General features: G+C 45.0%; 28 protein-coding genes and 3 pseudogenes. 19 read left to right on the forward strand and 12 right to left on the reverse strand.

What is annotated here, in order from left to right; translation table 11 throughout:
- Positions 1-15: 15 nt before the first annotated feature.
- Complete coding sequence (locus tag FIU99_RS25675) at positions 16-864, reverse strand: LysR family transcriptional regulator (protein WP_152472722.1); 849 nt, start codon at positions 862-864, stop codon at positions 16-18.
- 127 nt (positions 865-991) lie between these two features.
- Here FIU99_RS25675 and FIU99_RS25680 point away from each other — a divergent pair, with 127 nt between their 5' ends.
- The 15 genes from FIU99_RS25680 (at position 992) to FIU99_RS25770 (ending at position 13,089) form a co-directional block, all read left to right on the forward strand.
- Positions 992-1,639 carry a glutathione S-transferase gene (locus FIU99_RS25680; protein ID WP_152472723.1) on the forward strand — a complete coding sequence of 216 codons (648 nt, stop codon included), beginning with the start codon at positions 992-994 and terminating at the stop codon, positions 1,637-1,639.
- Positions 1,640-1,713: 74 nt separating this feature from the next.
- Positions 1,714-2,064: a RidA family protein gene (locus FIU99_RS25685; protein ID WP_152472724.1), complete on the forward strand. Its 351-nt coding sequence runs from the start codon at positions 1,714-1,716 to the stop codon at positions 2,062-2,064.
- Between the two features lie 507 nt (positions 2,065-2,571).
- Positions 2,572-2,904, forward strand: a complete 333-nt coding sequence (locus FIU99_RS25690; RefSeq protein ID WP_040122455.1) for a YnfA family protein — start codon at positions 2,572-2,574, stop codon at positions 2,902-2,904.
- Between the two features lie 99 nt (positions 2,905-3,003).
- The gene (locus FIU99_RS25695; RefSeq protein ID WP_152472725.1) at positions 3,004-3,501 is read left to right on the forward strand and encodes a DUF2867 domain-containing protein; all 498 of its coding nucleotides are present in this window, start codon (positions 3,004-3,006) and stop codon (positions 3,499-3,501) included.
- A 135-nt stretch (positions 3,502-3,636) separates the two neighbouring features.
- Positions 3,637-4,014, forward strand: coding sequence for a hypothetical protein (locus tag FIU99_RS25700; RefSeq protein ID WP_152472726.1), 378 nt, complete (start codon positions 3,637-3,639; stop codon positions 4,012-4,014).
- Positions 4,015-4,143: 129 nt separating this feature from the next.
- Positions 4,144-4,512, forward strand: a complete 369-nt coding sequence (locus FIU99_RS25710; RefSeq protein ID WP_152472727.1) for a hypothetical protein — start codon at positions 4,144-4,146, stop codon at positions 4,510-4,512.
- A 61-nt stretch (positions 4,513-4,573) separates the two neighbouring features.
- Positions 4,574-5,071 carry a GNAT family N-acetyltransferase gene (locus FIU99_RS25715; protein WP_152472728.1) on the forward strand — a complete coding sequence of 166 codons (498 nt, stop codon included), beginning with the start codon at positions 4,574-4,576 and terminating at the stop codon, positions 5,069-5,071.
- 133 nt (positions 5,072-5,204) lie between these two features.
- Positions 5,205-5,714 (forward strand): lysozyme inhibitor LprI family protein, encoded by a 510-nt coding sequence (locus tag FIU99_RS25725; protein WP_253899459.1) that lies wholly within the window; start codon positions 5,205-5,207, stop codon positions 5,712-5,714.
- A gap of 446 nt (positions 5,715-6,160) precedes the next feature.
- Entirely contained in the window at positions 6,161-6,565 is a 405-nt protein-coding gene (locus tag FIU99_RS25735; RefSeq protein ID WP_152472729.1) for an NUDIX domain-containing protein, read from the forward strand.
- Between the two features lie 127 nt (positions 6,566-6,692).
- On the forward strand, positions 6,693-7,115 hold the full coding sequence (locus FIU99_RS25740) for a GNAT family N-acetyltransferase (RefSeq protein WP_152472730.1): 423 nt from the start codon (positions 6,693-6,695) through the stop codon (positions 7,113-7,115).
- A gap of 206 nt (positions 7,116-7,321) precedes the next feature.
- Positions 7,322-7,591: a DUF1778 domain-containing protein gene (locus FIU99_RS25745; RefSeq protein ID WP_040122444.1), complete on the forward strand. Its 270-nt coding sequence runs from the start codon at positions 7,322-7,324 to the stop codon at positions 7,589-7,591.
- Complete coding sequence (locus FIU99_RS25750; protein WP_152472731.1) at positions 7,588-8,151, forward strand: GNAT family N-acetyltransferase; 564 nt, start codon at positions 7,588-7,590, stop codon at positions 8,149-8,151. The genes FIU99_RS25745 and FIU99_RS25750 overlap by 4 nt, the downstream gene beginning before the upstream one ends.
- Positions 8,152-9,558: 1,407 nt before the next feature.
- Complete coding sequence (locus tag FIU99_RS25760) at positions 9,559-11,652, forward strand: TonB-dependent siderophore receptor (protein WP_152472732.1); 2,094 nt, start codon at positions 9,559-9,561, stop codon at positions 11,650-11,652.
- 64 nt (positions 11,653-11,716) lie between these two features.
- A complete protein-coding gene (locus FIU99_RS25765; RefSeq protein ID WP_152472733.1) occupies positions 11,717-11,989 on the forward strand; it encodes a hypothetical protein in 273 nt (90 codons plus the stop codon).
- A gap of 131 nt (positions 11,990-12,120) precedes the next feature.
- Positions 12,121-13,089, forward strand: a complete 969-nt coding sequence (locus FIU99_RS25770) for a hypothetical protein (protein ID WP_152472734.1) — start codon at positions 12,121-12,123, stop codon at positions 13,087-13,089.
- A gap of 225 nt (positions 13,090-13,314) precedes the next feature.
- Here FIU99_RS25770 and FIU99_RS25775 read toward each other — a convergent pair.
- The 5 genes and pseudogenes from FIU99_RS25775 to FIU99_RS25795 form a co-directional block, all read right to left on the reverse strand.
- Positions 13,315-13,552, reverse strand: a pseudogene (locus tag FIU99_RS25775) (type II toxin-antitoxin system RelE/ParE family toxin); the annotation flags it as partial.
- A 36-nt stretch (positions 13,553-13,588) separates the two neighbouring features.
- Positions 13,589-13,813, reverse strand: a complete 225-nt coding sequence (locus tag FIU99_RS25780) for a damage-inducible protein J (RefSeq protein ID WP_152472736.1) — start codon at positions 13,811-13,813, stop codon at positions 13,589-13,591.
- A 253-nt stretch (positions 13,814-14,066) separates the two neighbouring features.
- Complete coding sequence (locus FIU99_RS25785; protein WP_152472738.1) at positions 14,067-15,146, reverse strand: HNH endonuclease; 1,080 nt, start codon at positions 15,144-15,146, stop codon at positions 14,067-14,069.
- Positions 15,147-15,190: 44 nt separating this feature from the next.
- Positions 15,191-15,898, reverse strand: a complete 708-nt coding sequence (locus FIU99_RS25790) for an OmpA family protein (protein ID WP_152472740.1) — start codon at positions 15,896-15,898, stop codon at positions 15,191-15,193.
- 10 nt (positions 15,899-15,908) lie between these two features.
- Entirely contained in the window at positions 15,909-17,561 is a 1,653-nt protein-coding gene (locus tag FIU99_RS25795; protein ID WP_152472742.1) for a hypothetical protein, read from the reverse strand.
- A 530-nt stretch (positions 17,562-18,091) separates the two neighbouring features.
- Between FIU99_RS25795 and FIU99_RS25800 the strand changes: the two genes are divergently transcribed.
- Together FIU99_RS25800 and FIU99_RS25805 are read left to right on the forward strand one after the other, a co-directional pair.
- Complete coding sequence (locus FIU99_RS25800; RefSeq protein WP_253899460.1) at positions 18,092-18,802, forward strand: HipA family kinase; 711 nt, start codon at positions 18,092-18,094, stop codon at positions 18,800-18,802.
- A complete protein-coding gene (locus FIU99_RS25805) occupies positions 18,799-19,641 on the forward strand; it encodes a DUF3037 domain-containing protein (RefSeq protein WP_040122436.1) in 843 nt (280 codons plus the stop codon). The genes FIU99_RS25800 and FIU99_RS25805 overlap by 4 nt, the downstream gene beginning before the upstream one ends.
- A gap of 247 nt (positions 19,642-19,888) precedes the next feature.
- Here FIU99_RS25805 and FIU99_RS25810 read toward each other — a convergent pair.
- Positions 19,889-20,290, reverse strand: a pseudogene (locus FIU99_RS25810) (integrase core domain-containing protein); the annotation flags it as partial.
- Here FIU99_RS25810 and FIU99_RS25815 point away from each other — a divergent pair.
- Positions 20,247-20,548: pseudogene (locus FIU99_RS25815) on the forward strand (hypothetical protein); the annotation flags it as partial. The pseudogenes FIU99_RS25810 and FIU99_RS25815 overlap by 44 nt on opposite strands.
- 149 nt (positions 20,549-20,697) lie before the next feature.
- On the opposite strand, the gene FIU99_RS25820 reads toward FIU99_RS25815, so the two are convergent.
- Positions 20,698-21,636, reverse strand: coding sequence for a LysR family transcriptional regulator (locus FIU99_RS25820; protein WP_152472744.1), 939 nt, complete (start codon positions 21,634-21,636; stop codon positions 20,698-20,700).
- Between the two features lie 121 nt (positions 21,637-21,757).
- On the opposite strand from FIU99_RS25820, the gene FIU99_RS25825 reads away from it, so the two are divergent.
- Positions 21,758-22,444 carry a DJ-1/PfpI family protein gene (locus tag FIU99_RS25825; protein ID WP_152472746.1) on the forward strand — a complete coding sequence of 229 codons (687 nt, stop codon included), beginning with the start codon at positions 21,758-21,760 and terminating at the stop codon, positions 22,442-22,444.
- A 386-nt stretch (positions 22,445-22,830) separates the two neighbouring features.
- On the opposite strand, the gene FIU99_RS25830 is transcribed toward FIU99_RS25825, so the two are convergent.
- The 4 genes from FIU99_RS25830 to FIU99_RS27610 form a co-directional block, all read right to left on the reverse strand.
- Complete coding sequence (locus FIU99_RS25830) at positions 22,831-23,613, reverse strand: TSUP family transporter (protein WP_040122433.1); 783 nt, start codon at positions 23,611-23,613, stop codon at positions 22,831-22,833.
- A 15-nt stretch (positions 23,614-23,628) separates the two neighbouring features.
- Positions 23,629-24,504, reverse strand: a complete 876-nt coding sequence (locus FIU99_RS25835; protein ID WP_152472748.1) for an NAD(P)-dependent oxidoreductase — start codon at positions 24,502-24,504, stop codon at positions 23,629-23,631.
- A gap of 10 nt (positions 24,505-24,514) precedes the next feature.
- On the reverse strand, positions 24,515-24,832 hold the full coding sequence (locus tag FIU99_RS27605; protein WP_253899461.1) for a TauD/TfdA family dioxygenase: 318 nt from the start codon (positions 24,830-24,832) through the stop codon (positions 24,515-24,517).
- 119 nt (positions 24,833-24,951) lie between these two features.
- The gene (locus FIU99_RS27610) at positions 24,952-25,437 is read right to left on the reverse strand and encodes a hypothetical protein (protein ID WP_253899462.1); all 486 of its coding nucleotides are present in this window, start codon (positions 25,435-25,437) and stop codon (positions 24,952-24,954) included.
- Positions 25,438-25,602: the final 165 nt, after the last annotated feature.

Below are 25,602 nucleotides of genomic sequence, written 5' to 3' on the forward strand. Positions count from 1 at the left end.
AGCTAGCCTCCGTGGTTAGCCCAATGGCCCTTTGCCGGCATCAATCTCAAGCAACTGCGTTAAGCATTCCTGATCTAACACGGGATGAGGCTCAATGCCGGTAAGCAACACGATGTCGACGGCTGGCAATGGTGGCATGTTATCGAGGATCTTCAAATCGCTTGTCACACTGAGCCTGCCCATTGCACCAATGGCCATCCCAGAGCGAACAATGGCGCGCTGTGCTGAGGCGGTATTACAGCAGGCCAGCAATTGATACGACGAGCCTCTTTTGGTTAAGCCATCAATGGCGGCTGCGTGGTATTGGCAGTCGGTATGAAACAAGGCGAGCGGTACAGACTGGAAGGCCTCTGCGTCACCATCTGGATGGCTGATCCACACCCCTTTGTCGCTGGCGAGCCAGTAGCCCTCTTCACTACCCGGCGTACGAGTGACGATGGCCGCGTCCAGCTTGCCTTCATCGAGCTTCTCTCTCAGACTGGTGCTGGGCTCACTAAACACCTGGATAGAGCATGTGGGCTCGGCGTGCTGAAGCACACGAATAACGCTGGGTAAAATAGTGTCGTTGTAATCTTCTGGGCAGCCTAGGCGCAGCGGGCGTTTGTTCTCGTATCGTTTGACTTGCTTGAGGGCTTGGTTGTGTAGGCTGACGAGCTGCTCAGCATGAGACCGCAGTGCCAATCCGGCCTCACTCAATATGAGGTTACGGCCATCCTTTTCAAATAAGCTCACGTTTAGCTCACCTTCCAACTTACGCATTTGAGCGCTAAACGCGGACTGGGTACGGCTGATTTGCTTGGCGGCGCGCGTGAAGCTGCCGGTTTCCACAAAGGCGAGAAAGCTTCGTAGCGCGTCGATATCCATATAAAAACTATCCATCATTTTTGTTGAACTAATCCATCAAAACTATCTGTTAGTCGGCTGAAAAGCAATCGGCTATTGTGATTTCCAACAGGACAAAATCGCAAACACACACAGTATGGAGACTTCAATGGAACTGTTTATTGGCAACCAAAATTACTCAAGCTGGTCACTACGCGCGTGGCTGATCTTCTCTCAATACAATTTGGACGTGAAAGTGACCAAATTGGCCTTGTTCACTCAGGAATTCTACAAAACGTTAGAGGGCATCACCCCAACGGCTAAAGTGCCCGCCTTGGTGCATCAGGATGTCACCGTGTGGGACTCACTTGCCATTTTGGAATTTGTGAATGAGCAATACCTGCAAGGCAAAGCCTGGCCAAGTGCGGCGGTTGAGAGAGCCAAAGCCCGTGCCATTGCGGCTGAAATGCACTCGGGCTTTTTCGATTTAAGAAGCGAGCTCCCCATGAACATTCGCGCTCGCCGAAAGGTGGCGTTAAGTGAAGGCGCCTTGCAGGATATCGCGCGTATTGACGCAATATGGTCAGAGCAAGCCGAGCAGTACCCAGGTGGCTGGCTGTTTGGTGACTGGTCCATTGCCGATGCCATGTATGCGCCGGTCGCGCTGCGCTTTCAAACGTACGGCATTGCGTTGTCTGAGGGCGCGAGGGCCTATCAACACAAGGTCTTGGCAAGCGCTTCACTGCAACAATGGTTGGAAGACGCAAGTTTAGAAGAAGACACGGTTGAAGAGGATGAAACTGGCGAAGTGGTTTGATACCGTGGCACGATTATACCAAGCGTGGGAACATGGTGCCCCACGCTTGGCAATTTGCCTGAATGGAGAACACAGTGATAGAACGCAGTCGAGGCCTGTATCAAGGTCGAAATAAGTCATCGGCGTATAAAGACTTGGTTTGGACGGTCGCCACCTCATCGGACACAAGCATAGATATCATTGGCCAAACCCAACTGACACTAGATACGATTGAACGAAATCTTGAGGAGTTGGGTTCCAGTAAAACTCACATCGTCAGCGCTCAAGTCTATATTGCCAATATGGGCGATAAACTCAAAATGGACAGCGTATGGTGTAAGTGGTTGGGGGACAATCCGGAACATTGGCCTCAACGAGCGTGTCTTGGCGTTGCGTTAGAGGGGGATGTGCTGATTGAGGTTACCGTCACGGCAGTAAGACGCTAGACGCTTATCCACCCGATACAAGGGGGCCACTCCCCCTATTTCTCGCACCTAACCGACGGTTCATCTTGAGCGCCCCTCTCCCTTTGTCTGCCCCATCAGCGTTTACGCCGCGCCGGCCCCCAGCGAGGAGGCGGACAGAGATTGAGGTCGTCATCACAAAGCCCGTGCTTTCCTGCCGGCAAATTCAGTCAAAACCACCAGCAAAACCTTCAATATCACAGGCCAAACCATCCAAGTACCTAAAACAGACGCCCTTCCCCCTTCACATGCTTGGCAGAACCGATTTTTTCGACATTACATCCTTCTGTCCGAGAGAGGTAGAATGCTGCGCTCCATAGTCTTCATCTTACTGACGAGCAACTGGTGTGGTGTCGAGGTTTCCATCACGCTGATTGGTATTGCGCCTTCTATCGTTGGGTTTTGTGTTTAAAATGGTATGGTTAGGTTCCGTCGTAGCGTTGCCCTTAACGCAACGTTATCCGGTGTTCGTCACAATAGGAAATTCAGTTGCTAGAGTTAAAAACCATCGGGCTTTTCCTTGTAACAGCCGTAGCGGAGATACTCGGTTGTTACTTACCCTACCTTTGGTTAAAGGAAGATAAATCCGCTTGGCTTTTGGTGCCTGCCGCTTTCTGTCTTGCTCTGTTCGCTTGGTTGTTATCTTTACATCCTACCGCAGCAGGGAGAGTTTATGCCGCTTATGGTGGTGTTTACATTTTTGTCGCCATTTTGTGGCTGTGGGTTGTTGACGGTATTCGTCCTAGTTTATGGGATATCGTTGGGGTTTCGGTCGCGATGTTGGGCATGGCAATCATAATGTTTGCGCCCAGAACCACATAGCCGGCATTTAAGCGTGACTGGCCATGCTTGGCCTCTCTCACGCCATCGTTGGGTTTTGCGGTGGTATGGTTTGGGCGTTGTGCCTTTCAGGAGAAAACTATGTCAATTCCAAAACATTCTAAGTTGTTTGCTTATGCCAAAGGGGCTTATTTCGCTGATAGCTTTTCACGCGAAATTCCCAACAATAATCAGACCGCACTCGATGTTTATCTTGAAATCGCAAAGCAAACGCCAGCCTGGGTTTCATTCTTAATGGCAACGAGAAATCGCATCGTCTCACGGCTTGGTTTAAAGCACTTAGGCCGACTTCAGGATGCGGTGTCTAAAGAAAAGGCCGCAAACATTCGCGTTGGTGAAAGGATCGGTATTTTCACGTTACACAGCAAGAGTGATACGGAAATTGTCTTAGAGGACCGCGATAAACATCTTGATGTCAGAGTGTCGTTTTTACTGGACGTCGTTGGCGATAACATCACAGTACACGCCACCACGGTGGTGCATGTCCATAACCAGCTTGGCAAAGTGTACATGTTTTTTGTTGCTCCCGTTCATAAGCTCATCGTCCCGAGTTCCTTGAAAGCGTTGGCGCCGGCATAACAAACGTGTAATACGGACTCTCAACGCTTGGTATTTTCAGTTTGATTCAGCTTAAGTGTTTACGGCACAATGGGTTAGAGCTGGTATTAGCGTTGTTCACACCTTAATAGAGCGTTATCTTTACAAGGAGTTTGTATGAATACTTGGGTTTTGATTGCAGGCCTAATATGCTTGTTTACGTCTTGTGTCCATGTTTTTGCGGGCCAACTGGACCCGGTTAGACCATTTCTAAAGTCAGATCTGCCAGACATCCCTAAAGCCACCTTGTTAGCCTGTTGGCATATGGTGTCAGCCACTCTGATTATTTGCGGGCTGGTATTGACCTATGTGGGCTGGCATAACGTAACGTCATTTGAAAATGTTGTCATTGGCATCTCTATTGCCTTTATCATTTTCTCTGTCGTGTTTCTTAGTGTTGGTTGGTATTTTTTTAACCTTAAAGCGTTTACAACATTGCCTCAGTGGACACTGCTTTTACCCATCGGCGTTTTCGGGTTAGTCGGCATAATGTAACCATCGCAAACTGTCCAGAGGGGTTCGCAACACGTGGCAGTTTTACCATGCGTTGGTTTTCACGATTAAGGTAGTGCGTGCCTCCCCCCTTATCAAGGCTTTATATATCGGCAAAGTTAGAGATGAGCTATGTACAAAGTAGTTAGGTTTGGTATCGCCGCACTCTTTCTTAGCGGCTTGCAAATGCCAGCCTTTGCACAAGAAGCCTCTTCCAGTCTAGATGAGGTGTTTGTGTATCAAGAGGTGGTCAGTGGACCGTATGTTGACGAGTGGTTTGTGAGGGGCAACTTGAATCAGTTGAACAATATTCACGTTCACCGTGAAGGTAAGTCAGGTTCATTTGAAGCCACGATTGAGCTTGACTGTCGGTCATCAACACTAGAAGTTCAGGGAACGGGCTTACTGTACACTTCGATTGTATTGACGAAAGAAGAAACGGGGGAGTATTTCTCTAAAGAACTGACGCAAGCCCTAATCAAGAGGCTCTGTACATCGTAGCCAAGCACATAACAAACCATTTAACCCACAGCGTTTAGGGCGTTCACTGGCAAGGAGAAACATGGAAGTTCAGCTAGTAAAAATTGCACGAGAAGAGCGGCATGTACTTGAGAATTTGTTCTGCTACTACGTATACGACATGTCAGAGTATATGAAATGGAATCCAGCTGAAGATGGGACGTTTGGAGGGTACGATGTTTCAAAGTTCGACCCTTATTGGAATCGAGACGACCATGTTCCATATTTCATCAAGGTGGATAACCAACTCGCAGGGTTTGTTCTGATTCGTCGCTACCCTAGTGACTTGACACGGTATGACGTTGCCCAATTTTTTGTGCTTCGCAAGTTTAAAGGCCAAGGCGTCGGTAAGCGTGTTTTGGCGCAAGTTGTTAACGCTTTTCCGGGCAAATGGCAAATTCGAATTCTTCTGGAAAACTCAGGGGCACTCAGTTTCTGGAAGTCGGCGGTTTCCAGTATCGTAGGCGAAGACTATGAGCTGTCAAAGGCAAATGACGTGGATCTGGTCATGTACTTTATCCACTTTGAGACAGCCAGTTAACAAACTGTTCCAAAGGGATTCGCTACGCGTGGCATTTTCACTATGCGCTGGTTTTAGTGTTAAGCCGGAATGCAGCGGCTTCGGTATCGCATGACTCACCCCGTAATCGGGTGTGATAGTAGGAAAGCTAAATATGAAGATATTCAAACTGTTCTTTCTTTTATTGATGTTTCCATTTTCACCCTATGCTCAGTCATTTGAAGAAAGACCGACGGATGACTTCTTAAGCCTTAGTGAATTTCCATCTGTTGCTGAGTTTGAACAATATATTGATACCTATGTGCAAGATTGTTTGGATCATAGCTATGGCGGCTCTCTTGCGGTGAGGTGCTTTGTCAGTTACGAAATGTGGGATCGAGAACTGAACAACTATTATCAACTTCTTTATAAAAGTTTAAGTGACGATGGACAAAAGCGCCTGAAAAACAGTCAGTTATCATGGTTGAAAACGAGGGATAAAGCGATTGAGTTTAATGGCTTTTTACTGGATGAAAGATACAAAGATAAAGTGGGCACGATGTATATAGCGATGAGAGCAGGTGATGCAGATCAAGCGATCAGTCCAATCGTTAAACACCGAGCTTTACTCATTAAATCTTGGTTAGAGTACCAACGCGACAATTCATATCACGAGCGCTTTTAGCGTGACGGTATTAAGTATAGGGAAATTATGTACTATTTATTCGATTGGAAAGTAAAGCTAGGAACCGCTTTAAGTTGTATATTGTTTATTGCTTGTTGTATCAGTTTTATTATTGCATGGCGCTCTCCCGAGCCAGTTGACGCTATGAGCGCTGTAACCAAGTATTTTCACTACCGTTGGTTTGCGGTGTTCCTATTTGGCTTCGTATCTATGTCCTCAGCAACTTATAGTGTTTATCAGAAACGATTGCATCCACTGTAATGGTTTTTCAGTTGTCAGAGCGAGGTGCGCTACGTTGTAACAAGCATGACAGCGTGATTCTCAACGCTTGGCATTCTGAATCCTAGGTTGAGTGCTGGTGTTTACGATGCCATGCATTCGGCTAGGTGGTGGCAAAATCCGCAACTTAATAGAACGTTACAACCTCCAAAGAGACTATAATATCGATGAAAAACGTCGTGCAAATTGTCTTTGTTTCAGGGCATCAGTTATTGCTGGCTTATCGACAAAATACCGAAGCGTTTGATCAGCACTGGGGCTTTCCTTCAGGACGAATCGAAGACGGTGAGTCTCCTATCAATGCGGCAGAGCGTGAAGCTTTGGAGGAGACTTCGGTGACCCCTAGAGCATTAAGTTTAATGGTTGAATTGGATGACCCTAGCTTGCCGATCTGCCATTACTTTTACCTCTGCACTGATTGGATAGGCCAAATCGAGAACGCAGAGCCTCACTTGTGTGGAGAATTACGTTGGTTTAATGTCAACGAGTTGCCAGAAAAGTGTACGCCAATCACCTATTTAGTCGTACCGGAGATAAAAGCAGCTTTGCATCATCATCAACAACTGACCTAACCACAAGTTAAGCGTGATTCACCCCCTCGCCCCACTGACTGTTAGTTTAGTGAATGTGCACAATACGTTAGGTAAGGCGATGGCGCGGCTCATGCCTTAGCACAGCGGGGATGAAAATGGAGTTAAAATGAGAATAGTTGAAGCCGATAGTTCTATGAAAGCAGCGGTCGGTCAATTCTACAAAGAGCAAGGCTATCACAGTGCGTGGTCTCAGACAGAAAGAGCCTTTATATGCCTTAACGATGGAGCGATTATCGGCTCTGTCAAAGTTGAGCTTATCAACAACGTTACCATCCTCAGAGGTATGTACATTGCCAGTGATTTTCAGGGTCAAGGCTTAGGGCTCAAGTTTCTAAAGCACATTGAGCCGGTTTTAAACTCGCGCACAGCCTATTGTATGCCTCTCGCCCACGTGACTGATTTCTACAAACACATCGGATTCAAAGAAGTTGAAGAAAATCAGTATCCTGAGTTTCTCCAAGAACGTTGTGAAAAGTATCGTGAAATGGGTTATTCGATAACCACAATGCGCCGCGAGAAATTGGTATAGCTGCCATTGAAGAGTGGTTTCCAACGCTTAGTATTTTCGCTATGCGTTAGTGTTTAAAGTAGTTTGCATGAACGTCATTATTGCGTTGCTCGCACTTTAATACGGCGTCACTTAATTTCCGTAAATTATCCGTACAAATTGTGTAAATCCAAACTTTGCGATACAATATTCATCATTACGGAACTTATCCGTACGAAGGAGATTTTATGGCAACAGCACGTTTAGATATTCGCCTTGACGAAGAGATCAAAGCAAAAGCGGAGAAAGCATCGGCTTTACTGGGTCTTAAAAGCCTTACTGAGTATGTAGTAAGACTTATGGATGAAGACGCCACTCAGGTAATTGAACAGCACGAAAGTATCGTAGTCAAAGAGAGTGTCTTCGATGAATTCATGATGGCATGTGACAAAGCAAAGGCTCCCAATCAAGCTTTACTTGATGCAGCGAAATTGACCAATGAGAGTGGCATCAAGTGAGTTGGGGAAACGAGTTCGTTGAACTTAGTAAATCCATGCATGATCGCAGCTCATTTGATTGTGGTGAGTCAGAGTTAAATACGTTTATTAAAACGCTAGCAGCAAAACACATGCAAGCAGGCATCAGCCGAACGATGGTTTTACCAAGCTCTCAACCACTGCTTAATCAGAAGTATGCTATTTGCGCATTTTACAGTGTTGCTCCTAGTTCAATCAGTCGTGAAACTTTACCTGCTAAGTTAGCGAAAAAGTTGCCTAGATATCCCATTCCGGTTTTTTTATTAGCTCAGCTAGCGGTGCATAAAGAATTTCATGGCTCAGGATTAGGCAAAATCAGTTTAATTCGAGCGTTAAAGTATCTTTGGGAAGTGAATCACCACATGAGAGCTTATGCCATTATTGTGGACTGCCTTACCGACTCCGCACAAGCATTCTATACTAAGTTTGGCTTTGAGGTTTTGTGTGAGCATAATGGGCGTATACGTATGTTTTTACCAATGAAAACGGTAGAACAGCTTTTTAGTCTAAAGGCAACGAATATCACAAAAGATGATGTCTAGTCGCCTCACCGACTCCGATTTAACGCCTCAATAAGCTGTTGACGTTCGTGGTTCGACAATGAAAACCACTTCTCGCCTCGCGTGGCAATGTGCACTAAGGTCTGACTGAGCGGATCGGCCCTTTCTCCTGCCTGCCCAACCGCCACCAGCTCGACCTTCTCACCGCTGCGGCGGCGAAGCTGAATGATGCGCCGGTCAATATCGCGACTCAGGCACAATTGGTAAGCCTGGCGCGACAAACCGTGGAGCAATCCGACGCGAACCGGGGCCGCTTCGTGGGGGCGCTCGGCAGCTCCCTTTGTAACCAGCGGGACAGCACCCCATACTCCACGGCGGTTTCTAGCCAGGGGCACGGCGTGTTTTCTTGGTGCTTAAGGGTATCAAAGGCATTGGAAATGTCGCGCAGTTGGCGCGGCTGAGTGGATGTGTGTTGCAGGGCTTGATGACAAATATGGTCAAGGTGTTCGAGTATCGCATGGGGCATAGCAACCTCCCAGTGGAAGAACCCAAACCACCCAAGGCCTCAACCTAAATAAAGGGTGGTGAACTGAACAAGGTTGGACCTACCGTCCACATAGTAACGGCCAGCTCACCATAAAACGGGCGTGAAGTGATTATCTCGAATGCATTCACGACTTACGGGTGTGCCTAAGCCACACATTGTCAGAGGGTTAATCTGAATCGATGCGCTATGTGCTATATGCAATTCAACGGGGTGTTGATCCCGGCACTGGATTTTGCCAGTACATTATTAGGCTAACCAGCCACCACCTTGGAGTCATTTCTGGAAACGTCTTTGATAGATACATCATGAAAGCTCATCTTCTCAAAGTTGGTATTAAACTCCATATAACCTCCTACCAGCTAACACCTTGCTAACGAACGATAACGCTATACCACCCAACTTAAAATGTGTGCCCTAAACACCGAAGCCGATTTGAATAAATGTGGCCAACCCACCGAGCAATTACAAACTGCCCATCAATATGAATAGGAACTATAGGTGGCGTTGTTTACTGTCTCCGATTCCTGCACTTGCTTAGTTTACCTCTAAACCATACGACATTAGTAACGCGTGCCTTTCAGATTGAGTCGTCGTTGTGTCTTTTTGGACAATTTTACACCAACCAAAAAGCTGTGATTCAAGCACAGAAAAATATAGGCGAATGTAAAAAACGCAAATTAAATGCAAATGTAAATCATTGTCATTTAATTTACGGGGGAATAAACGACTCGTTAGACATCATCAAAGAATGAGCGCGGTTCAGATTACGGATAGTTTGCTTCTTCTATCGCTTAAACAACGACAGGGCTACGGAAGCCAATACGGTCAGTCTTTAGCATTAGCGAAACTGGTTACGCGACGAAAAAATCTAACGACGATAATCAATAGGAGTTAAAACTAGAGTGTTCTTCAAAACAAAGGCATCGCTATTAATCAGTGCCGTATTAGCGAATCAAGCATTTGCAGAAAGTCATACGAAAGAAGAATCAGTGGTGCAAACTGAGACAATGACCATTATGGGTAGCGAGTTTACTCATTATAAGAATGATACTAACAATACCGCCATGCGTATGGAGATGACTCAATTAGAAACGCCGGGGCAAGTTACGATCATCGATAGTTCAATGTTCGAAGAGCAAGGGGCAAGTAGTCTTGGAGAAGTTTTAGAGTATGAGTCAAGTGTAACAACAGGAAGTACCAAAGGGCACAACATTGAGTACTTTACCATGCGTGGTTTTGATGTTGGCAGTGGTAGCGGGATCATGAGAGATGGTCATCAACTCTGGTCGTATTACCCACAACCGACCGAGCTACTAGAACGAGTCGAGGTGTTAAAAGGTCCATCAAGTTTACTTTATGGTCAATCAGAGCCTGGTGGTCTCATTAATATGGTGACAAAAAAACCAACCTCTGAGACACAACTCATTTTGCGCCAAGACCTTGGCTCTAACGATAAATCTAAAACTATGATCGATGTCAGTGGCTCACTTAACGAAGATCAATCTTTGCGCGCGAGAACTATCCTAGTAAAGGATAGCTACAGCTCTTGGCGCGAATATGCAGATGGCAGTAACCCTCAAACCGAACGCATGATCGGCGCACTAATGGTTGATTATGACATCAATGAAAAAGCGATGTTATCTCTGCATTATGACTATTTTGATTATGAAGGTGGAGTGGATACTGGCTCTTACATTATCGATGGTAAGCCAGTTGCAGGCAGCCAGTATATTTGGGACGCTGATTGGGCGAATACTGATATTAAAGTTCAAAACTACGGTTTTGACCTGCTCCTATCACCAAGCTATGACACTAACATAAAGACGGGCTACAACGTCCAAAGATATGAACGTGATTATCGTTACACCTGGACTAACTTTAGCAACTATGAGGAAAATGGGACTGTCACTCTGACCCCTGGCAAACAGTATGACGAGTGGAACCATGATACTGCTTATGTTGATCTCACCCATAACTTCGATTTAGCTGGAACTGAGAATACTCTATTAATTGGTGCGAACTACTTGAGGTATTCTTTCGATCGTATAAGTCATAAAGGTGATGCAGTCAGTGCAAGTGTTGGAGAGTCGGTCAACTTCCCTGTATCGTTGAATACCAGCATAAGAGCGTCTTCTTATGATCTTTGGGGTACTTACCTCCAAAACTTCACAAAATTTAATGATAAATGGCATCTGCTAGTGGGTATTCGTTATGACGAAAAACATGATGATATAACTGAAAGTCAAGTCTCACCAAAAGCAGGGATTATTTATCACCCTTCAGACAATAGCTCTATTTATGTCCAGTACTCAGAAAGTTTCGTTCCTCAAGGTGAAGTGGGCACGTCTTATGTAAACGAAGGTGAAAAGCTCGACGCTGAATTAGGTAAATCTTATGAAGTCGGCACCAAATGGGAACTATTTGATCGTCGCTTATTCTTGACTGGAGCTTTGTTTGAGACAACTTTATCGAACATTCAACTAAGCGTTGAAAACCCAGCGAATGCAGATGAAGATATTTTGACTCAAGATGGCGAACAAGTTCATCGAGGGGCTGAGTTCGCAGCACAGGGTCTTATTAGTAGTCAGTTAAGTCTTTCAGGATCTGCTACGTATCTTGATGCTGAGATAACAAATAGCGCTTCTTACAAGGGCAATGTACCAGCGAATACACCTAAGTTTTCAGCGTCGATATGGTCCAATTACAAACTTAGAGATGACACCAATCTAAATCTAGGCGTTGTCCATGTCGGAAGCCGCTACGGTGACTCAGGTAACACTTTCAAGAAAGATGCATATACGCGTATTGATACTGGTATCTCTTATACTCAGAAGTACAATGACCTCAACATCGTAGCTCGCTTCAATATTGAAAATCTATTTGATACTGATTATCTAGATGGAGGCGGCAATACAAGAAGCACTCAATTAGGTGCTGAAGATGTTGATATTGGTGAGGGTCGAAATTATATGGCTAGCATTCAATTTGAATATTAATTAGCCAACTATCAGTTTAAGCCATCGCGTTCAAAACCCTTTTTCAATAGGTGTGCTGTTCGCGATGGCTTTTCTGATTTTAATATCAACATATTCAACAACATTTATTCGCAACATATCATTGAGAGTAAGAATTGCTTTAAGTGATATGTGCACTCATATTTATATAAAAACCACTCCTGCATTAGCCCTTCGGTTGAAACAACTCGGCTTCTCACACTGGGCGGCCTGGACCCTTGGCAGCGCCCTAAGTGCACTCTCGGCCAGCCATATTGATGTGATGGGTCTGCGTGCCCTTGCCGGCGAGACTTTTTGTGGCGGCGCATGCCTTCCCTAAGATGCCCCACATTTTCCATGGTTTTCACCGAGCCACTGCGCGTGTTACCCCTTACGCTAGTTCCCATTTACAGCTCATTGTTTGTGGTATTGAGCAACCCTTAATGTCGCTGCGTCATGGAGAATACATCGATGAATAGAAACCTCGTTTGGTTCCGCGATCAGGCCATCACCGCAACCAAAATAAAGAAGCTCGCCGCGGATGAATATCTGATCAGCAACAAACCCTTTAGTAAGAAATCCGCAAACCCTGGCTTGTCGCAGGTATTAACGGAAATCCGGCGACTGCGGCTGCAAACTGAGCCTCAGCTCGCCGGAGACCCCACCCGTTTCGATGTTGGTAGTGGCACCTTTGAGGTCACGGAATACGAGGCCAATATTGAAGATTGTCGTCAGGCCGACGAAGGGGAAGACGTGAGCGCTACGGTGCTATCAAAAGCAACCATCGAGCAACTCACAGAAGAAGGTGACATTACCCCACAGATCAATCCTCGAAACATCAAACGAGGATCACTGAGAGTGACCATTAATTTTACGCCCAAGCGCGACAGCATTGTCGATGAAGATCAGGTCCGCATTGCTTTGGTGCAAACCAGTCGTCCTATCCGAATAGAAGACAATAAAGTCACCTTCATGTCCTCTGGTGAACGCCAACTTAACCGTATGACGCAAGACACGGCCATGGGCTATTATCTTGACCGACGCTGTACAGCGGAAAACCCTATCTATGGCGCCCTAGATCTGGCTGATGACACGTCCACATTGATGGCCTCACTTTCCACGGGTGCTTGTGAGATCGCTTATGGCGAAGCCTTGGCAAGCTTAAACGACATGCCTTGTCGTTACGTGCCGGCTCACGGCACCATCAGCCACGAATTTGAAACGGCCGCCATCGAAATTCGTGAACGAGAAGGCAAAATATCCATGCGCCACCTTGGCTCACTGACCTGGGGATACAAAATTGTCCGAGGCGTTATCTCGCCGCTCAAATTGGGCACCTTTAAACCCGGGAAGGTGACGCCGCAATTTCTCGAAGCCATGGAAAGGTGGAATGATCAGGCGGCGTTAAGACGCAATCCAAACACCAACATCACGCTGTAATGCGATCGAAGACATGGGTTGTTGACCTCAGATTAACGGTAGGTATTAGGCTAGGTCGGATGACAGTACCTGTATGAGTAAGGGAGCAACATCGCCTAACCTCGCCATTTCAGGAGGATCCTTAACGCTTGGTATTTTTGCTATGTATTGTTTGGTGGGAGGCGGAAGCGTCGAGATTGCGTTGCTCCGCCCCTTAACAAGGCGTTCATTTTCCAGTAGACATCATCAAGCCGCTGGGAGTTTTTGTTTTTGGTGCAGCACACGCATGATGTGAATGGTATCGCTTTCACAGTAGGAAACCATCATTGAAATCTTAGGAGTATTGAGCAATCGCCCTCTAATTCCGTCTCGTTGGACTCCCATATGTGGTTGCTCTAGAAGGTTCTCCACTCTTGCCTCAATTATGTCGTCGGTTTTTTTCGGTTGCTTCGGGGTTGAAGTCGTAAAGAAACTCAAAGAATTTTCGCGATAGGTAGAGACTCTTATTCCCCCAAAATCATCATTTGTCTCGGTTACAGATTTTAGCTTTGCGTTCCGCCATGCAAGACTTGGCTGACTCGTGGTCGACAAAAGTGACTTTTTTTGAGTCAAACTTCTCAAAAGCTAAGTTAACTTGTTCCGTTAACCGAGCGTCGTGAAATAAAGCCTTTCTCTTCTGATCAGCCAGTTGCTGAGCTAGTCGTTTCGTTTCGTCATCAATACCAAACGGAATTCTAGTGTCCATGATGTGACCCATATTTTGTGCGTTCAAATCTAGGCACTGGGGTTGGAGCTAAGTAGTAAACAAGATACGGTAGCGTCGATAATCTATAAAATAGGCCCCTTGGGAGGCCTATTTTATTAAGTGCCTTAGAGCTTTTATGAATCGACTCGTACCTGCCCAAAAAGGAGTTTAAATCCATACCTTCATATGGCCTCACGATACCAAGCCCACAGCTCAGGTAAATACCTAAACAAACCTTGCCTTGTTACTGATGCTATTTGAGCTTGCGACTGCTTCTTTTGCCAAAATATATCAGTGCTTCCTTCAACGACAAAATGGTCCAACCTTCAACTTCTACCGGGTCCGAAAGCGCAACACCAAGCTTACGCTTGGGCCAAGCTAGCTCCATTACCACGGGGGCTAGGTGATTATTTGTTGTGAGTTGATAGCTTACTTCTGGAGCCGTATAGCCTCCCTTCTCACAGTGGTCTAAAACCCCTTGCAACGATAGATCCGCTTTTCTTTTGACTGTATCCCAGTCACACAACGCATAAACCGCTTGTTCATTTCGCAGTTGGTTTATCTTTACCATATCTTCATGTTTTACAAACATATGTCCGTGAAATGGTTCTTTTCTGTGGCAATCTGCACATAAAGCAATTAAGTTGTCCGGTGAGTTATCGCTTTTTTCTCCATTACGGTGATGGACATGAAGCAACCTTTTCGCCGATTTCAAATCGACTGAACAATACTGACACACATAGCCCGCTTTCTTTCTTACTTCTGATGAGATATTTCCCCAGTTTTCAGCGTAACCTTTTTTAGCGAGCTCAACATACTGCTTGGGTAATTTTCTAAACAGTGAGCTGTAAGTTTTAAAAAACTCTTCAATGCTAAATCGGTTAACTATAGTGTCCCTTTCTCTCGAGCTCACATTAGCGGCACCTTGGTAATTAAGCTGGCTTAAGCAATATTTACACACATTGAGTTGAGCTTCACCTTCCAACCGCCCCTTATAATTGGAGTCACCATAAATGGGAAAACTCCCTGATAGGTTATTTGTAATTTTATACCTCTGCTCGAAACGATTTTTTCGACGCATCTCATCCAACTTTTGGCAATCTGCAATATGAAATTTATTCCCAGCGGCACCATCATTGAGTACTTTTTCTATTCTAAAAGTATGATCTGGGATAAAGAGAATAACTTGTCTTCCTTTGACACTGAGAAGCCCTGCTTCAGAGGAAAGATCTAAGATGTCAATCTCGACCCCACTTTCTAACTCATCATCAAATTCAATATCCCCATCTTGCCATACGACCCCAATATCAAAGTCGGTCGCCTCTGCGCCCATTTCTTGCACTTTCGCCCACAGTGGAGACAAATCCACATCCAGTTTCACGTTGCTCCACCTTGTAGAATTTGCTTAATTTGAATATCGGCGTTTGTTAACACACGCAAGCTGACTCGTCTTGACTTTGATTTGTTCTCGGTACCATCTTGGTTGTAAAGGAGCTTTGACGAAGATAAGCCAACAGCAGAAAAGTGGCTTTTCAGCCAAGAAGCATAGCTTTTTGTCGTATCAAGTTTGTAGACATAGTTAAGTACGGTTCGAGTCCTTTCTTGAGATAATCGCATATTTTCAAAATACGCCTGATCTTTTGTAAGTCCTTTCCAATCGCTACTGGTATGCCCTTCTATCCGAACTTCATTGATAGACGCTTTAAATGGCATTAAGACTTCCATGTATCTCGGAAAAAACTCATCCAATAGCGTCTTATAAGCCAAACTCAATTCTGAGCTCCCTTCGCTAAATAACACCTCGGGGGCCTTAAAAGTGAATGTTAGCGTTTCTTCGTCGATATCCGCATTCCATCTTTTCAGATCATCGTTAAACTCCAACATTAATGCATCATAAATAGCCACTTGGTTTTCCTGATAAGCGACGGCAACCTCTTTAATTTTGTCTCTTTCTTTAAATGCACTCTGCATAAGAGCAATGGCAATGAAGAGAAACACCATCATTAAGCCTGCCATCAAGTCAGACACAGATAGCCAATGGGACTCGTCTTGTTCCGTTTGCTTACGTTCAAAAATTGAGTTCATTCATTTTGTCCTAAGCTTGCTGGGTCACTATGTCCGACATCCTTTTGACTAGTCGACTATAGTCCTCAGTAAAACGGCCACTGATTGAAGCCAGAGCGGTGCCCATAGACTGCATCACTTTTTCTATTTCTTCTCCCATAGTCTGATCAATCATATTGACCTGTTTCTGGACAGATTCTCCTGTCTGTGAGAGCGTTTCTTCTATCGTTTTTTCTAGACCAGCAAAAACTCTATCTGCTTGCCTCTTATGTTCCTTCGCTTGCTCCTCAATGGTGGAAGCTAAGCTCCGCTTCATTAAGTCCATACTCTCAGTAAACGTTTCTCTCACTCTGTCTGTATCAGAGATGAATTGTTGACTGCTTTCCTTATAATTCTTGGTGAGAGTCTGATTTCCCTGTTGCAACTCAATGATGAGTCCATGCATCTGAGTGTTAATATCTTCTAGTGCCGACGCGAGTCTGTCCTTGATTTCCTCACTTGAACTTGCTGTAGCTTGCGCTGACTCAGTCAAAGCCGCTCGCGTTCGATCCACAGTGTCGCGATAGTTGTCCGCACCTTCTGATATGACAGTTCTGATGTGCTCACTGCTTTCAACGATTCCGACAGCGAGTCTGTCGTTCGCTTCTTTCGCTCCCGCAATGGCATGTTCAATTTGCTCTCGAATTTCAGGAACAGCTTCTACCGCTTTGTCTCTCACATCTTTAAACGCATTTAAGTGCCTATCCAGCTCTTGAATTTGGTGCTGGTTCACCTGCATTACGTCTTTCAGAATGTTCATTGTATCTGGTATAGCTTTGGCATCTTCACTGATATTGGCTACGGATTCTTCCGTTTTGGATATTGCCAAGACTCCTTGGTCATACTGATGCTTCATATCCATCAGTTGAGTCTTGTAGTTTTCTTGCCATGTCACCAACTCAATTACGGCATCGTTGAGTCTCTGGAAATTGCTACCAAACTGCTCTGTCAGATTGTTGTTAAAATCTTGTATGACATGTTTTAAGGCCTCAACGACTTGCTCTGTCGCCGATTTGGACATCATGTCTGCAAAGTCATCAAGCTTATTCCAAAGTTCTTTTTCAAACTGAGTGAAGGTTTCTTGTTGTGTCGCCGAGAGGCGAGTGAGTAATTGTTCAGCCGATTTATGATTTTCATTGAGGTCGACTCGAGTGAGCTTAATCTGCCCCACCAAACTCGATTCGTCATTTTCAGATATCGATTTACGTAATTGATTGATCCCCTCAACCTGGAGGTTCATTACTTTGTATAAATCGACTACATCAACATCTTCTTCCACAACGCTGCCGTCGACGACCTTACTAAATATTCCCGAAGAAATAATCACCTTATAGGTTATTGAAAGCAGCATCCCCACCAAACTTGTCACAAATGCCGTTTTCAACCCTTCCAATAATGGGCCGACGCTATTGTCAATATCAGTGGTATTAAAGTCCAAAAGGCCTGAAATTATCCCGGTGAAGGTCCCTAATATGCCTAAGGATGTTAATAAAGTTGGGGTGTAGTTGGTAAAAGCATGGTGTTTATCTGCCTTCCTCCACCACATCGACATGAAAAAAATCGTTGCTAACGTTATCAGAAATAGATCCGTTATTACTGTAGCACTTGCACCCTTCAATAGTGCTTCAAATATAGATGTAAGCATAAAACCTCAATTAAAAACCTGACGTTGCTGTTTCACTCATATACCTATGCTTAGTTCTCCAGTGCAGAACCCAACATATGTACACCGAGTTTTATTTTTAGTCAGGGCTAGCCATGCGGCAATTTATTGACAAAACAGACAGTTATGAAAAATAACCATGCCGGGAGTGTACCATTCACATGATGAATGTGCTTACAAAAACATCCAAATTATGACTTAAATAAAGCGATGACGTCGCCCAAAAGCCCTCTATACCGCTGATAGAGTCCTCTGAAGCGGCCCCCTACATGCAAGGTGACGCCTACTAATAGACATTAATAACCTAATCAAAGTACTTTCAAGATTCTTGGCGATGGAAAAGTAAGCGTAGCTACTCAAAAATTACATGTAAGTGATATGTAGTACATTCCTATATCGCCAATAGCCCTAAATAGCCCTATACGCGATAACTCCATTTTAATCAGAACATTAGAAAACCCGATAAACCTTATGGTAAAGTGCCGCTAGTAGGACTTCATTATTGGATTGATATGATATTAATCGGCAGTATCTCCAAAGAGATGACTCAAGGACAGACAGGCCCGTATCTGTGTGCAGATGAAAATGACAAAGAGTATATAGTTAAAGGCCCGAGAACAACGTATACAGGCCTAGTGCATGAGCTTGTATGTGCCACTATCGGTAAGGCAGTAGGACTTCCTATACCTAATTTTGATATTGCTTATATTGATAGAATGCTAGTCAGATATGGCGACTATTCTCTTGAAGAGGGTGATTGGTTCGCTTCTCAGTTTGAGCCTAACGTACAAGACTTAGTTTACTCAGCAATTCCAAACCTTGATCCAAACATGATGAAGTTGCTTTTTATCTTTGACTACTGGATCAAAAACAATGACCGAACGCTCACAGAAAAAGGCGGAAACCCTAACGTTTTTATTAAACCTGATGGTCATTCAATTGTTGTTCTTGACCATAATTTGGCTTTTTGCCCTACTTTCGATGACGAGTGGGAAGAAAAAAAAATCTACCATGTCGGAGCTAGCGCATGGTACCAAGAGCAGCTAGATTTGTATGATAAGCAGCATTTTATGGAGCTTATGGAAGCTGCCATGTTGGAGTTTGATAAGATAGAGTACCCTGATGAGTGGCTCGAAAACTGCCCCAATGATAGCATTATCGATGACATTAGATTAACATTGTCCCGATATGAGACAGAAGAATTTTGGGAGGGTATAAAATGAAACATCTCGTACGTTTCGCAGTAATCCGTTTTATGCCTTTTGCGCAAACACAAGAATTTGCGAATGTAGGCATAGTCGCTTACGCTCCTGAATCAGGAGAAGTAAGATATAAGCTTGCCGCCAAACGCTTTTCTCGTGTATCTAACTTCTTCGATGACTTGGATGGGAAACTCTATACAAGTGCAATTAATTTGTTTGAGTACGAATTGGCAAGAATCCAAAACGTGGCTCTTGGGCTTAAAGGTTCAAGCCTTGCGGACTTCATGTCTGAAGTAACAAGAACAAGAGAAGGTTTCTTGGTTTATAGCGATACAGCTTCCCTTCTATCTCATGATGATATTGACGTAACTCTAGAAAAGCTATTCGATAAGCTTGTTGGTAGAAACTTCAATACAAAAGAACATCGTGAGCAGTTATTGGTTAGAGAGCTAAAGCAGGAGCTTAACGCTTATTCTAGGTACAAGTTCAAATCTGCCAAAATAAACACGCAGAACATTTCTGTCGAATTTCCTTTAGTCGCGACTGACCAAAAAGAAACAAAAGCTATAAAACCTATGAGCTTTAATCAAAAAACCACATTGAAGTTGTTTGATCACGGTGAGTTTTGGATGGCTAGAGTTAAACATCTACTTAATGAAAATGCTATTGAACCAGACAATTTTCTGTTCGCTGTTGAAGAACCTGAAACAAACGCTACGAAGTTTATCTCCACGTTTAGAACTATTAGATCTCAAATGGAAGATCTCGGCGTTAAAGTTTTCAATGCAAACGATAGTGAAAAGATTAAGCAGTTTGCGAGATTTGACTCTGAACACATAGAGCATTTCACTCTTGTATAATAAATGGTCGCTCAAGCGGCCTTTTTTATTTCTCGTTGTTACAGTTACCTGCCTCACAGAACCACCTCTTAGCACATAACAATTAAACTGCTTGCATATCAACCAGCTGTGATAAAAACCCTTTGCATAATGTGGTGTTAGGAGGCAAATATCCCTCCATAAACACATTCAACAGGGAATTTGATCAGGTGATTTATGAGTAACGAGAGATATGCAAAGTTGTGTCAACTGAAAACAGATGTAGTGGTCAAGTAAAACTGACCACAGTTTTATGAGAGAACCAGAACTGTAGTTCTGATTCATTTGGTGTTAATCCTCCATTATATTGATGTGGACGATGCTGGTTGTAATAGCCCACCAGATAATCCGTTACTGCTTGGTACGCCTCTGTAAAACTTCTATAGCCATCCCTTGGTACCCATTCCGTCTTCAAGCTTCTGAACACTCGCTCCATAGGACTGTTATCCCAACAGTTACCTCGACGACTCATACTTTGAGTCATTTGATATCTCCATAGTAACTGACGATATTTCTTACTCCTGTAGTGGCAACCTTGATCCGAGTGGAACATGATACCAGACGGCTTTCCTCGGCTCTCATAGGCCATGGTCGACGCCTTGCTAGTCAGTGCGCTATCTGGTGAGTTAGAGTTAAATACGTTTATTAAAACGCAAACTAGTAGGTATCAGCCGAACGATGGTTTTACCAAGCTCTCAGTCACTGCTAAATCAAAAATAGACTATTTGCGCTTTTTACAGTGTTGCTCCTAGTTCAATCCGTCGAGACGCTTTACTTGCGACATTAGCGAAAAGGTTAGCTAGATATCCCATTCCCGTTTTTATTAGCTCAGCTAGAGGTGCATGAAGAATTTCATGGCTCAGGATTAGGTAAAATCCGTTTAATTCGAGATTGCGTTGCTCCGTCCCTTAACAAGACGTTCTTTTTTCAGTGGGCATAATGACGCCTTTCTCTGCTGGTCAGTGAATTACCTACCTCTGAAGCGGCACCCTTTATGCTAGGTGACATCTATTAATAGACATCAATAACCTAACCAAATTACATCGTAGCAAGTTCGCTGACCCAAGTGCGACGAGGGCTCTCGCCTTGAGCTTGTATAGATTCGATGACAAAATCGACAAACAGCTTAACCCTGAGAGGTACATGTTCACGGCGGTGATAGAGTATATAGACACCTTCATCTCGCGGACGAAAGCTTGGAAACAGGGGCATTATCTCCCCCGCTTTTATCCAGTCACGAGCGATGAAATGAGGAATTTGGGTTAAGCCAAGGCCCTGAGCACAAAGCTCAGCCATTGATTCTCCATCATTGACCACCATGTTTTGGGCTATTTCAGGTAGTTTTGCTTCGTCGCTCGAGGCCAGTTTCAGCCCCAACAATCTTCCTGTTTGTTTAAAACGAAAGCGTATCCAAGAATGGTGATGAAATTCATCTGGTCCCCTTGGGGCTCCGTGTTGATTGAGATAGTCTTGACTTGCACAAATCAAATAGTCGATAGGGCTCAGTTGACGAGCGATCAGTTGTGAGTCTTGGACTGACCCTGAACGAATCGAGACATCAATGCCATGCTCGATCATATCTAGGTAAGCGTCATCAAACTGAATCTCTAGGGCGATGTTAGGGTACAAATGACGAAATGTTGCGAGTAAGGGCTGGATGTACCTTCGCCCATAAGACACCGGTAGGTTCACCTTTAATGTCCCTGATGGAAGGCGATTAGATTGTTGCAATGCTTCTTCACAGGCACTGAGTTCATCGAGCACCAATCGCGCCGTCCGAGCGTATTGATGACCTGCAGAGGTTAGATTGAGCTGACGTGTGGAGCGTTGAAATAGCTGGATCCCTAGCTCTGACTCTAACCGATGCAGCGCCTTACTCACCGTGGATGGATCAGTGCCATACTTTTTCGCGGCTGCTGCAAAGCTTCCTCGCTCTAACGTCGCAACAAAAAAGCGTAAAGTACGTATCTTATCCATTCCTATGCCCTCATAATTCATGAATTTAATTCACTATAGATGAGCCAGTAAAGCACTTCAATCATGAATCAGGTTCGATAAGATAGAGCGAACTCTTTCAGTCTAATCACGAGGTGAAACAATGTTTAATGGTCAACTGAAGCGCCGCACTATTACTCTATCAACACTTATTCTCGGGCTTGTTACTCTGACGCCGACCGTCTCCGCTGCCGATAAGACCATTGGTATTCTGGTTTACGATGGTGTGCTTACCTCCGATGTGACGGCTCCCCTCGAGGTGTTTGGCGTCGCCAGTCGATTAACTTGGTTTAGTGATTATGACGTCGTGACGATTTCTGTGACGGACAAGCACACCGTCACCACCGAAGAAGGATTAAAAATCGGTGTAGATACCTGGATCGGGGAAGCGCCCCCATTAGATGTCCTGATACTGACATCAAGCTATGACATGGACCCCCTGATCAACAATCGGAGCTTGATTGAATACGTCGCCTCCACAGCAAAACAGGCTGAATGGATGGCAAGCAATTGCTCTGGTGCCTATCTGTTAGCCGAAGCCGGCGTATTGGATGGAAAACAAGCCACAACATGGGCAGGGGGCGAGCGTGATTTCCAAAGTGACTACCCAAAAGTTAACGTGCTGAGCGACAAAAACTACGTCATTGATGATAAGGTACTGACGTCGAACGGCAGTCTAGTGAGCTACCAAGCGGCTCTCAAATTATTAAATTTGATGAGCTCTCCCTCGAAAGCGGAAGAAGTGGCTGATGCATTGCAATACTCTCGTTTTTCAAGCCAAGCTTTCTAATAATAAGAAGTGAGCGGACCTTTAAGAAATGGAAACTCGTTAGGTGCGGGATGTTGGGGGTGCACAAATGCGGCACTCCCATGGCAATGTGAGCCAAGATCTGACTATGCGGATCGCCCACTTTATCACTGGTGTGGCGGCAAAGCGGAATGACGTGCCAGCCGATATCGCCACTGAGACCCGGCTGGCAGGCGTCACGCCTTGCCAGCGCCCCTCGCGAACAAGGGGCGATTTAACGCTCTTGAGCACCACAAGCGATCGCTCCGTTCGCCACCTCTCATACGTCAAAAGTTAAAAAGGACCTTCCCGAATGTCGATACTTCTTGATGCGCCTAAGAAGCCCCTGACGTCTATTGACATAAAGGGCTAAGGTATATGGGTACCCGTTAAAAGATGAACTTATAGCCCAAAGAGATCATCAACAGGCTCAGAGAGATGGAGATCGTTCGTTGGATGAGTTTTGGACCATACTTCATGGCTGAAGAGCTGCCGACATGGTTACCTAATAAGTTCATCATCACTAATGGGACCGCTAACGCGTACATCACACTCCCTGCTAACATGAAGGCGATCAGAGCACCTATATTGGAGGCGAAATTAAACAGCTTTGACGTCGCTGAAGCGGAAACCAAATCGAACTTTAACAAGTAATGCAGCGCGAGGATCAGAAAGCTGCCCGTTCCCGGCCCGAAAAAACCATCGTAAAATCCAATCACAAATACGGCAGCAGGGACACCCAACAAGATGACGTATCTATTGATGGGCGCATCCGTATCGTGTGCTTTGCTCTTTTTGGGAATAAACGATAGCACAATACCAAACGGCAGCATGGCGAGTATGATCTTGCCAATCGTATCAGGGTCGAAATACAGTATCGCTTCTGCCCCTGCATAGGCCCCCACTAAGCCTGCCGGAATGCCCGTCGCCACCGCAGTCCAGATAACGCACTTATTTCTGACGAAATTACGGATCGCCGCAATTGTGCCAATGGTGCTGACTATCTTCTCTTGCCCCAACGCGATGTGTGGCGGAAGACCGGCAAGAATGAAAGAAGGCACCAGGATCAGCCCCCCGCCACCGGCAACCGAATCGATAAACCCCGCCGCAAATGCAGACACCATCAGTGCAATGAGAATCCACACTGTAATATCGCTTCCTAAAAATTCCATGTTGTCTTACTCCGGTTATGAGGCTTCTTGGTAAGTTTTGATGAGTACAGACGTATCCATACGACCGTAACCGCTGTTCTGTAGCTCACGATATTCATCGTCTACTTTCGTCGTGAGGGGCAGATCTATCCCCAACCTTTTACTTTCATCGATGCAAATGCCTAAATCTTTACGCATCCAGTCAATTGCGAAACCAAAATCAAATTCATCTCTCGACATCGTTGAGGAGCGATTCTCCATTTGCCACGAGCCCGCCGCCCCATGCTTCAAGACCTCCACCAAATCATCGATATCTAAGCCAGAACGTTTTGCTAACGTCAGTCCTTCACTCAAGCCTTTCAAAACGCCAGCAATACAGATCTGATTGACCATTTTCGAACGTTGACCTTGACCGTTTTCTCCCATCAACTTGGATTGTTTGCCATAAGCGCTCATCACAGGTGCTGCCTGCTCAAACGCATCACTTTGACCACCACACATGATCGTCAGCGCACCATTTTCAGCCCCCGCTTGCCCACCAGACACCGGTGCGTCAATGAATGCGATCCCTTTTTGTTTGCAGGCCACACTGAGTTCCACCGCCAATTCAGCGGATGTGGTGGTATGGTCGACCAAGATACTTCCTGGTTTCATATTGTTGATAAGACCCGTTTCACCATAAACCACGCTACGAACGTCGTCGTCATTACCAACGCACACAAAGACCAAATCGCAATCTTGAGCGGCAGCACCAGGCGAGGAGCACGCTTCACCGTGGTGGTCCTTCGCCCAATCATGAGCCTTTTTCGTGGTGCGATTGTACACTTTGGTTGGGTAACCGTGGCGAGAGAGGTGCCCTGCCATTGGATAGCCCATGACACCTAATCCAATAAAGGCAACATTGTTTTTCATCGTGTTCTCCTTAGTCCTTTCCTATATGTTTTGAATTTCCGTGCGGCACTATTTGATCAAGCGAGCTCATACCAAAGAGTCTTACCAACCAGCGATCAGCGCCATCTTGACATGGGTAAAACTCTTCTCTGCTGTGTACCACACGTTGATTTTTGATCATGAGCAAGTCACCGGGTTGGTAGACCTGATGGCGTTCAAGGGATTCATTGGCGAGCTGAGCTTCCAGCATAACTAAGGCTGCCGCAGCACTTTCCGTCAGAGGGGTCGTGTTTTCCTTATCATATCGACAGTAAACGACCCCATTGTCACCCATGGCCAATATTGGCAAGCAGTTCATCAACTAGAATAAAATTCGAATTCACTCTGAGATCCGAGCGCAATGCCATCAATGACAAGAACTCCGGGCAACCACTGTGTTCGATCATGTCCTCGCAAACCAGAGGCAAATCAGGATGATCCATCATGATGCCCAAACGTATGAATGGAGCCATGTGAGGACTTCTCGTTTTGGGCATGTTGAACAGGCACGACATGTCGAAATAGGAACCCATTGTTCTCACTTTGATAAGATATTGGTTCAATTCCCGCCAATTGATATATGCCAATATGTATACCACTGACCAAAGGCGTTTTTGATGGCGAAAGATACCCTTTGTATGGCGTGGCACATAAGTCGTGGTCAACAGGAAACCCTCGGATACTTAAAGCGCTTTTGGAATCATCGCGTGCAAACGAGGTGATCGTCTTTATCTGCTCCTGAGGAAGGCTGTGTTTAATGGCGTTTCCCAGCCAATCTTTAGCGTCCAACCACGACTGGTCTTCAGACAATCTTAAGTGATGAATCGCACTTTTTATTTTTTGGGCAGATTCATAAGAAACATGCATCTCCTTTACGCTTTGTAATGAGTGAATCTGAGCTTCCTGATTTAACATTATTTTTAGCCTTTACTGTGTGTTATATAATTTCCTTATTATTTTGACGCATGCTATTAATCAAATTGACATATGTCAATATTAAAATTACATCACGAACTTCTTAATTTCATCGCGAAAAGACATACGTTATGCTTTATAATTGAAGAGGATAATTAAGGAGAA

The organism is Vibrio sp. THAF64 (assembly GCF_009363455.1).
In the GTDB taxonomy this organism is placed as follows: domain Bacteria; phylum Pseudomonadota; class Gammaproteobacteria; order Enterobacterales; family Vibrionaceae; genus Vibrio; species Vibrio coralliilyticus.